Source organism: Streptomyces sp. NPDC059009 (assembly GCF_042740175.1).
Classification (GTDB): domain Bacteria; phylum Actinomycetota; class Actinomycetes; order Streptomycetales; family Streptomycetaceae; genus Streptomyces.
In genome coordinates this window covers 8001-16741 of the sequence record NZ_JBHYJB010000008.1, presented here as the reverse complement: position 1 = coordinate 16741, position 8741 = coordinate 8001, and the positions used below count along the sequence as shown (strand labels likewise).

At 68.9% G+C, this 8741-nt stretch carries 9 protein-coding genes; 5 read left to right on the top strand and 4 right to left on the bottom strand.

The features are described from left to right. Window positions 1–70 precede the first annotated feature (70 nt). The gene (locus ACFWYM_RS09840; protein WP_384832786.1) at window positions 71–1285 is read right to left on the bottom strand and encodes a serine hydrolase domain-containing protein; all 1215 of its coding nucleotides are present in this window, start codon (window positions 1283–1285) and stop codon (window positions 71–73) included. Window positions 1286–1584: 299 nt separating this feature from the next. Between ACFWYM_RS09840 and ACFWYM_RS09835 the strand changes: the two genes are divergently transcribed. Then, window positions 1585–1857, top strand: a complete 273-nt coding sequence (locus tag ACFWYM_RS09835) for a hypothetical protein (protein ID WP_384832783.1) — start codon at window positions 1585–1587, stop codon at window positions 1855–1857. 918 nt (window positions 1858–2775) lie between these two features. Beyond that, the gene (locus tag ACFWYM_RS09830; protein ID WP_384832780.1) at window positions 2776–3795 is read left to right on the top strand and encodes a pentapeptide repeat-containing protein; all 1020 of its coding nucleotides are present in this window, start codon (window positions 2776–2778) and stop codon (window positions 3793–3795) included. 481 nt (window positions 3796–4276) lie between these two features. Here the strand turns inward: ACFWYM_RS09830 and ACFWYM_RS09825 are convergent, their stop codons facing one another. Beyond that, window positions 4277–4720, bottom strand: coding sequence for a hypothetical protein (locus ACFWYM_RS09825; protein WP_384832777.1), 444 nt, complete (start codon window positions 4718–4720; stop codon window positions 4277–4279). 66 nt (window positions 4721–4786) lie between these two features. Here ACFWYM_RS09825 and ACFWYM_RS09820 point away from each other — a divergent pair, with 66 nt between their 5' ends. The 3 genes from ACFWYM_RS09820 to ACFWYM_RS09810 all read left to right on the top strand — a co-directional run bounded on the left by ACFWYM_RS09820 (window position 4787) and on the right by ACFWYM_RS09810 (window position 6898). Beyond that, on the top strand, window positions 4787–5941 hold the full coding sequence (locus ACFWYM_RS09820) for an ROK family protein (RefSeq protein ID WP_384832774.1): 1155 nt from the start codon (window positions 4787–4789) through the stop codon (window positions 5939–5941). Between the two features lie 250 nt (window positions 5942–6191). Then, the gene (locus tag ACFWYM_RS09815) at window positions 6192–6677 is read left to right on the top strand and encodes a DUF2975 domain-containing protein (protein WP_384832771.1); all 486 of its coding nucleotides are present in this window, start codon (window positions 6192–6194) and stop codon (window positions 6675–6677) included. Beyond that, entirely contained in the window at window positions 6677–6898 is a 222-nt protein-coding gene (locus tag ACFWYM_RS09810; protein ID WP_010981499.1) for a helix-turn-helix transcriptional regulator, read from the top strand. The genes ACFWYM_RS09815 and ACFWYM_RS09810 overlap by 1 nt, the downstream gene beginning before the upstream one ends. A gap of 172 nt (window positions 6899–7070) precedes the next feature. Here ACFWYM_RS09810 and ACFWYM_RS09805 read toward each other — a convergent pair whose 3' ends face one another. Together ACFWYM_RS09805 and ACFWYM_RS09800 are read right to left on the bottom strand one after the other, a co-directional pair. Beyond that, window positions 7071–7961 carry a lipase family alpha/beta hydrolase gene (locus ACFWYM_RS09805; protein ID WP_384832768.1) on the bottom strand — a complete coding sequence of 297 codons (891 nt, stop codon included), beginning with the start codon at window positions 7959–7961 and terminating at the stop codon, window positions 7071–7073. A gap of 568 nt (window positions 7962–8529) precedes the next feature. Beyond that, a partial coding sequence (locus ACFWYM_RS09800) for a hypothetical protein (protein ID WP_384832765.1) occupies window positions 8530–8741 on the bottom strand: 212 nt, incomplete at its 5' end.

Below are 8741 nucleotides of genomic sequence, written 5' to 3'. Positions count from 1 at the left end.
TTTCACCATGGCTGTTGGGGGGGCCGGGGGCCCGCCGGGGCCGGCGGCCCACACTCCCTTGCCCGGCCTCCTACTTCGCCTTGTCCGGCGTGCCGCAGAACTCCGCCTCGAAGACGTCCGCGTAGGGCTTGCCGTCCTCCAGCCAGTCACTGTTGAGGTGGAACGTGAGACTGTGCTTGCCGTTCGCGGTGGTGGCCGAGCTGGTCAGGGATCCCCAGACGATGCCGTCGTGACCGTAGACCTTCTTGCCGCAGCTGAGGGTGCGCACGATCAGCCCGAGGCCGTAGTCGAAGAAGGTGTCCGTCTTGACCGTGGTCAGCAGCTCCTTCTGCTGCGCGGGCTTGAGCAACTTGCCCTGCATCAGGCTGCCGTAGAACCGGTTGAGGTCACCAGTGGTGGTGATGACCTCGCCGGTGGCACCGGACCAGGCGGGGTTGTACTCCGTGGCGTCGTAGACCTCGGGGCCCGGCTTCTCGGCGTAGAGCTTGGAGTAGCCGATCGCGTAGGGCGCGGGCAGCTTCGGGTCGGTGCCGGGGAAGGCCGTCTGCCTCAGGCCCAGCGGCTTGATGATGCGCTGCGTGGCCTCCTGCCCGTACGGGTTTCCCGACACCTTCTCGATGATCATGCCCGCCAGCACGAAGTTGGTGTTGGAGTAGTGCCACTTCGATCCGGGCTCGAAATCCGGCGCGTACTTGAGGCCCATGTCGACGATCTGCCGCGGCGTCCGGGTCTCGAAGCGGTGCGCGAGGAAGCCGGGACCGTTCATGTACGCCCGCCACTCGGGGGTCTCGACCATGTCGTGGATCCCACTGGTGTGGTTGAGGAGCTGACGGACCGTGATCTTGTTGCCGTCGTATCCATTGCCCTGGACCACACCGGGCAGCCAGCGCTCCACGGAGTCGTCCAGGCTCAGCTTTCCCTCGCCCTCGAGCTGCAACAGGACAACGGTGACAAAGGACTTGGTGATGCTGCCGGCCCGAATGTGGTCCTCGGCTGTGCGCTTGCGCTGGGTGGCGACGTCGGCGTAACCGGCCGATCCGAACCAACGGCCGTCGGGCGTCTGTGTTTCGGCCGCGACGCCGTACATTCCCGCCCGCTGAACGGCGTTGAGGGCTTCCTGCGTCGCGCTGTGGTCCGCTGCCGGTGCCGTGGCGGCCGGCTTCGCGCTGGGCGGCGCGGCGGCGACAGCGGCACCGGCCGTGCAGGTGAGGGCGACCACAGTGCTGACGGCGGCCGTGGCGCCCCTCACCAGACGGCCACGGTGACGTGCGGCGAGTATCGGCATGGTGCTTCCCCCCAAGAGACAACTCGGCCGGATTTCCGCCCGAGGGCCCTGGATTCTATGTCACCAAGATCACCGGGACGCGGCGCCGGTGCAACGGCCCCTGGGCAAGGGGCCAGGCACCTACCCGACCCGGGCTGATTTCCCGGTCTATCACCCTGGAGGGCCCGATCAGGAATCAGGAATGCTGAACCAGCAAGCGCACCACGGCTCAACCGTGGTCTGCGGTCCGTGAATTCACTGCCTTCTCTCGGGGGCGCTGAGTCTCGTCGGTCAGCCTTCAGCCAGAACAGGAGATTGATATGCAGAGATGGTTTCAGCAGACGCTCGTCGCCGGGGTTGTCGCGCTATCCGCGTTCGGCGCCATCGGTACCGCCTCCGCATCGGCCGCCTCGCCCTCCCAGGGGCACACGATTTCCGCGCCCGCCGCGGACCCCTACATCTACGGCTACTACCAGCTGTACGGCGACTGCGACGTGGTCGGCTTCGCCGGGGTGATGAACGGGGCCTGGCGCGGCTACGTCTGCGACAGCCGATACGTTTCGGGGTACTACGCGCTTGTCGTGGTCCCGTGACCGTACTTGCCCGCTCTTCCCGCCTCTTCCCGCACGGCGCCGGGAAGAGGCCCCGGGGCGGCACATAGCACTCCGCCCCGGGTCTCACTGAACCTCGGTGTGCTTGCTGTCTGCGGCCTCGCGCCGAAGGGTGAAGGCAGCTGATCAAAGTTCTTTGTCACACACGGTGCAGTAATGCCGTAAGCCCCAGCCGCTGGTAGTCGGGGTCAGTCGAGTGCGGTGTCGTGGATCGACGGGGCAGTACTCAGAGTCCGGATTCTCCAAGAGCTTCAGGTCCCTCTCGGCCTCTTCTGCGAATTGTGCGGCAGCCTCGCGATAGTTGTTGCGGCGAGTGCTGGCAGTCATGAGAGGGGAGAGCGCATCAGAGGGCTCGAATCGCTCGCAGCGGACTGTTCCGTCCGGGGCGAAGCGCACGGCTCCCCACAGGAGCGGGCCCGGCCGGTAGCCGCTGGTGCTCGGCGTCGATGTGGTGCTGCCAGTAGGCGTCGAGGTCACCGTTGGCCGCGACGGCTCGGAGTTCTAGGAGGGTGTGGCTCCTTTGGAGGGACGGACTGAGCTGGGAATTCGCGAAGTCGATGGCGCGCAGCGCACGTGACTCCCAAGTGAACGCCGCAGATCGTCGCGTCAGTCACGATCAAGATCGGAGGCCCGACCGACGCTACCGCCTGCGGATCCGCACCTCCGTGCTGGTGAGGCTGTCCCTTCAAAGGAGCCACACCCCTCAGAGCTGGCCCTGCCACATAGGTTGAGGAAAAATGCTGGGGCGCAATCTTCTTCTATCACCGTTGGTCGATGTGGAAGCGGTGCGAGATGGCGAGGCATGGGAGACAGCTGCGAGCTCTACCCGGGCATCCCCTACGTGAACAGGAGCGTCAAGGCAGACGTCCTACTGGCCTGTCACGGCCGACCATTGCGGTCGTGATCTGCAGCAGCCTGCTACTGGTCGCCTTCGTGAGCGTGGTGGTCCCCAGGTACTTGCTGAGCTGGGACGCTCCAGGCACGCCTGCCTCGGATCGGGCCAAGGCGATCAACGACATCCGCACCACGTTGCTGCAGGGCCTGGCCGGAATCGCTTTGCTGGTCGGTGCGTTCTTCAGCTGGCGGCAATTGCAGGTCAGCAACCAAGGCCAGATCACTCAGCGTTTCACGGCCGCTGCGGAGCAACTGGGCAGCCCGAGCCCAGACGTGCGACTTGGAGCGATCTTCGCGCTGGAACGCATCGCCGACGACTCCCCCTATGACCGCGTGACCATCGCGGAGGTGCTCTGCGCCTTTGTCCAGCGCACCGGGCCGGCCGATCCGCCCTCAGCAAGGCCGGTGGCACGGGATCCGGCTCACAAGCGTGAACTCGCCCTTATGCACCGTGCAGCGGATTCCTTGTCCGTCCGCTGCATCGACCGTCAGGCAGCCATGACAGTACTCGGCCGTCGAGCTCTGGTGCCGAATCGGTACGTGTTGGGACTCGCCCGAACCGATCTGCGAGGCGCGCGGCTGGTTTTTGCAGACCTCGAGGAGGCTGACCTGCATTACAGCGACCTCTCGGATGTGAACCTCGAGAGCGCAGACCTGAGAGGCGCGGATCTGACCGGCGTCTGGCTGGCAGGGTCGTTCCTCCGAGGTGCACGGTTACACCAGGCCGACCTGCGGTCTGCGATCTTGTGGCATGCGCGGCTGGAAGAGGCTGACCTGCGGGCGACAGACTTGAGCAGTGCCGATTTGACTGGAGCCGTCCTCAACGGCGCGCGCCTGGACCAGGCCGACCTGCGCGGTGCCGATCTGACCGGAACGGAAGCCTCACGCGCCAGCCTGACAGGAGCGGTAGCCGACGCCAGTACAGTCTGGCCCCGCGGCTTCGACGCCGCAGCCGCCGGAGTGGTCACCGCTGATGAGAGTGCGCCGCCGCCCCGTCCGCAGACCTGGTACGACCTGCCGAGATAGGAGCACCCTTCAGGGAGGCTCGACCATGGGGGGCGTTCTCGTGGCGCAAGGTCGTCTTTGGCTGTGGCTCCTTTGAAGGGATGGCCTCACCAGCACGGCCTTGCGGATCCGCACGTGGTACGTGATCCTTCCGGCCGCTGCGAGCCGCCCCGCGTTCACCAGCGTCGGTCGGGCCGCCGATCTTGACCGTGGCTGACGCGACGTGCTGCGGCGTTCACTTGGGGGTCTCGTGCGCTGCGCGCCATCGACTTGGCGAATTCCCAGCTCAGTCCGTCCCTCCAAAGGAGCCACACCCCAGCTGCGGCGGACACACTGGTCTGGTCCGCTCGTACGCTTCGGCTGACTCATCGAATCCCGCACGTAGTCGGCGCCACTCGGCATCGCTCATGGCGGCCATCCTCCCAACACAGCGAGGGCAGGGGGGAGTTCACGTGGCGGCTTCGCGGGCCGCGGCCTCCTGTCCGCGGGCAGGCCCGCCCGGTCAGGCGGTGAAGGCCATGCGCCAGGGCGAGGCGGGCCGCGCGGCCAGGGCGGTCAGAGAGGGCAGGGGAAGGGCGCCGCAGCCGGTGGTGGCGTGGGGCGGGGCGTCGAGGGCGAGAGGGATGGCCCCTGCGGTGCCGGCCGCCTCGGTCGACGCGAGTGTCGCGGTCAGCACCGCGCACGAGCCGATGGCGGTGCCCAGCAGGTCGGCCGCCGCCGTGAACGTCTGGGGACAGGCGGCGCCGGTGGCCAGGAGCGCGGGCTCGGGCAGGCCCGCGGCCGCGCACCGGGCAGCCGCACCGGCGAAGCCCTGCTCGGTGAGGGCACCCCAGGTGCGGCCGGTCAGGAAGGCAGCGAGTGCGGACCGCTCCTGGCCGGTGCGGTCGGCGAGGTGGTCGATGTCGACAAGGACGGCGTCGGCATGGACCGTAATGTTCGGAGTCATGGTGAGACCTCCCTATAGTTTGTTCTTGTGAGAACAAACTAGTTCCGGAAGGATTCCGTGCGCAACATGCCGAAAGTCCCGTCCTCTGCGTCCCGTCTGCTCACGGCCGTGCACCGGCACGGCCCGCTCACCCGCGCCGCCGCCACCGAACGGGCCGGACTTGCCCGCAGTGCTGCCGGGCACGCCGCCACGCAGCTGGAGGCGGCCGGGCTGATCCGCAGCGGCGAACAGCGGGCGGTCGGTACGGGGCGGCCCTCCGTGCTGCTCGAGCCCGCCCCGGACGGCCCCCTCGCCCTCGCGGTGAAGGTCGAGGCGACCGGACTGCGGGGCGCGGCCTACGGTCTCGGCCTGCGCAGGCAGGGGGATGTGGTGGTGTGCCGGGCGGACCTGCACGGCATGCCGCCGGACGAACTGAGCGCACACATCGCGCAATTGGCGCACCGCATGCTCGGCGGCGACTGGGAGCGGTGCGCCGGACTCGGGCTCGCCTTTCCCGGCATGGTCGACGAGGACTCCGGCGTCGTGCAGATCTCGCTTGTCGTGGGCTGGTCCGACCCCGTCGATCTCGTTGCACAGGTGCACGCGGCGCTGCCCGAAGCGGCGTACGCGAAAGGCCAGTTGCCCCTCACGCTGGTACGGGACTCCACCGCCACCGCAATCGGCGAGTACCGGCCCGGCAGCGGTGCCCTCCTCGCCGTCACCGGCGAACGGCACGGCATGGGCTCCGCGCTCGTCGGCGTGGCCGACCAGGCGCAGACCCTGGAGATCGGGCACCTGTGTGTCGACCCGGAGGGCCCTGCCTGCGCCTGCGGCTCTCGCGGCTGCCTGGAGCTGTACGTCGGCGGGCCCGCCCTGCTCACCGCCCTCGGTCTCGACGACAGCCCCGGCCTGACCGAAGCGGAACTCGACGAGCAGGTACGCGCGGCGCTCGCCGCCCCGGCGCAGGCACCCGTCGTCCGCGGCCTCGCCGAGCACCTGGCCACCGCCCTGACCGGCGTGACCAACACCGTCGGCCCCGACGAGGTGGTCTTCACCGGGATGCTCGCGCTCCTGGCCACCGCCGCACACGAGCAGATCACCCAGGCCCTCGCCGCTTCGGTCGTCGCGCGCGTACGCGGCACCGTTCACCGCCTGGGCACCCGGCCGGACGCCGCACTGGCCGGAGCGGCCGAGCTGGCGTTCACGCAACTCCTGGCCCACCCGCTGGGCGACCAGGAGTAGCTGCGGACAGTCTGTTGCCGAGGGCGTCGAGCAGCCGCCAGATGCCGGTGGTGACGCCGTGGTCCGCCCAGGAGGTGCTCTGCGTGCCGCCGATGCCGGACAGTGCTGCCCGAGGCTGGGATCAAGGCGGTTCGCGCCACCGCTGCGCTGCGGGGGAGGGCTCCCGCCATAGTGCGAATCAGGCCCCAGACCTTGCCTCACCTATCGAAACTCGATAGATTCCCATCGCAATTCAATGGAAGGGTGGGTCATGGGGAAGTTGACAGTGCGCGCGCTGCTCACCGTGCTCGCGGTGGTGCTCGTCGGCACCGTGTTCGTACAGGCCATGATGGTGTGGGCGTTGGCCACCGACCCGGAGGATGGGTCGCTCCCGCTGAACCCGCTGCGCGTGATCACGATCCTGGGCATGATGTCGGCCCAGCTGGCCCTGGTCTGCGTATGGCGGCTGGTGACGATGGTGCGGCGCGGAACCGTGTTCTCCCACGCCGCCTTCCGGTACGTGGACGTCGTGATCGGGGCGATCGTGGCGGCCGCCCTGCTGTGGTTCGCGGTCACGGCCCTCAACGCTCCGGGCCAGCGGGACGACCCGGGCGTCACCCTCATCATGGGCGGGGTCGGCGTGGCCATCCTCGGGGTCGCGCTCATCGTGCTCGTGCTGCGGATGCTGCTCGCCCAGGCCGTCGCGCGCGACGTCGAAGCGACGCGGATGCGGGCCGAGTTGGACACGGTGATCTGATGCCGATCGCCGTCGACATCGACGTGATGCTGGCCCGGCGGAAGATGTCCGTGGGCGAGCTCGCGGACCGGGTCGGGATCACGCCCGCCAACCTGGCGGTGCTCAAGAACGGCCGCGCCAAGGCGGTGCGCTTCGCGACGCTCGCCGCGCTCTGCGAGGTGCTCAAGTGCCAGCCGGGCGACCTGCTGCGCTGGGAGGCCGAGGACGCCGCAGGCGGATGACGTGCCCCCGGGGCCGGCGTGAAGAAGCGCCCGGCAACACCGGTCCGCGACACGGCACGCGGTCAGCACGGACGTGGACTGCGGGAGTGTGCGGATCGGGGGAGTGTCAGGTTCTTGGCCCCACGTCCTCGCTGACCCTGCCCACGACCGTTCAGGGGCCGACCGGCGGCAATCAGCAGGAGGGCTTCACGGCGTGGGCCGGGTCGAGGGCGTTCAGTGCGAGCCGGGCCGCCACGGCGTCGTGCATCATCGCCAGATGCCCGGGGAAGCGCAGCGGGCAGATGTCGGAGAGCACGATGTTGTGGACGTTCGGCCCTTTCAGGAAGTGGTCCTGGTAACGGCCGAGAAAGGCGTCCCTCTTGGACACGATCACCGTGTAGGACACTCCGGGGACGGTGTCGCCGCCCTGGTTGAGCCTGTGCATGAACCCGGATCCGGCGAGCTGGTCGGTGCAGGCGCGGCAGGGCACGGGCAGCTTGTCCCCGAACTTGTTCAGGGGGTCGAAGAATCCCTTGAACATCGCCTTGAGCCAGGGCTGCTCGTCGAGCAGAGCGTCGAGCAGCTCCACCCGGCCGCCGTGGTTGGGCGGCGAGATGCCCACGAAGGTGTGCACCTTGCGGGCGCCGCCCTCGAACTTCATGTACTGGCGCGGCAGCACGCCGCCTTGGGAGTATCCGACGATGTCGACCTGGCGCGTGCCGGTGGCGGCCAGGACGCCGTCGACGAAGGTGGCCAGTTGCCTGGCGGACTCGGTCATCGGACCGGTACCGCCGATGAGGAGTCCCGTCAGGGGTTCTCTGCCGTAGTCCAGGGCGAACAGGCAGTAGCCCGCCTTCTTGTACAGGGGGGCGGTCAGCAGGAACTCCTCCCTGAGTGAGAGTGTCCCGTGCACCAGGACCAGCGGGCGCGGATGCTTCGCGCCGGGCTTGCAGCTCCAGTCGTTGGCCCCCGGGAGGAAGGGGGTCGCCAGCTTCTTCGCCTCGGACACCGGATCGGCCACCGTCCGGCCATCGGCCGCACCGGCGCCCCCGGCCCAGGCGACGGCCAGCACACAGGCCGTCATCAGTGTCGCGGCAGCCCGACCGAACGGACGGAGCCGATGGAGAACCGAGAGCCCTGGCATGTCCTGCTCCTGGGGCTAGGCGATGGGATCTCAAGATTCACCCACCGTCGCGTGGTCCCGCACGCTGTTCTCGACCATCTGCGTTCATCCGCGACCGTGTGCTCGCGCACGCTGCCGGGTGCCTCGCTGACGGGCCTCTGAGTGGCCCCGATGACGTCGTAGGAGGCCGAGCGCCGGGTCACGTCCCGGTGCCGGCCGCGGTCCGGTGTCTGTCCAAAACCGCATCGGGGATCGCTGCGTGACCGAGTTGATCACGCTGCCGAACAAGCCGGCCGGTGTCCCGAGCCCGGCCCCCAGCAGGGCGGCGGCTGGTCCCTCCATGCCCAGGAGCTGAGCAGATCCGCCGCCCGGCCGGGCGATGTTCGCGTCTTGCCTCTGCTGCGGGACCGGCTTCCGGCCCGGCCGCCAAGGGCCGCCGGGCGTGCCGGCCACCCGTGCGCAGGGATTCCCGGAACTGCGCGAGCGGGCTGTGTGGCCCGTAACCCCAAGATCCCCGACCGAGTCAGGCTCAGGGGTGGTAGATCTCCTTCACCGTCGAGGCAGTGCCGTCCGAGCCCTTGACGACCCGCACCTTGACGGTGCCCATCTTGGCGGCCTTCACGAGCTGGTCGTAGGTGCACGGGGTGGTGCCCACGTTGTTGTCGGCGGTGACGGAACCGTCGGCGGGGGCCCCCCATCGGGGCGGGGCCCCGGGGGAGGGGGGTTTGGGGGCGGAGCGAA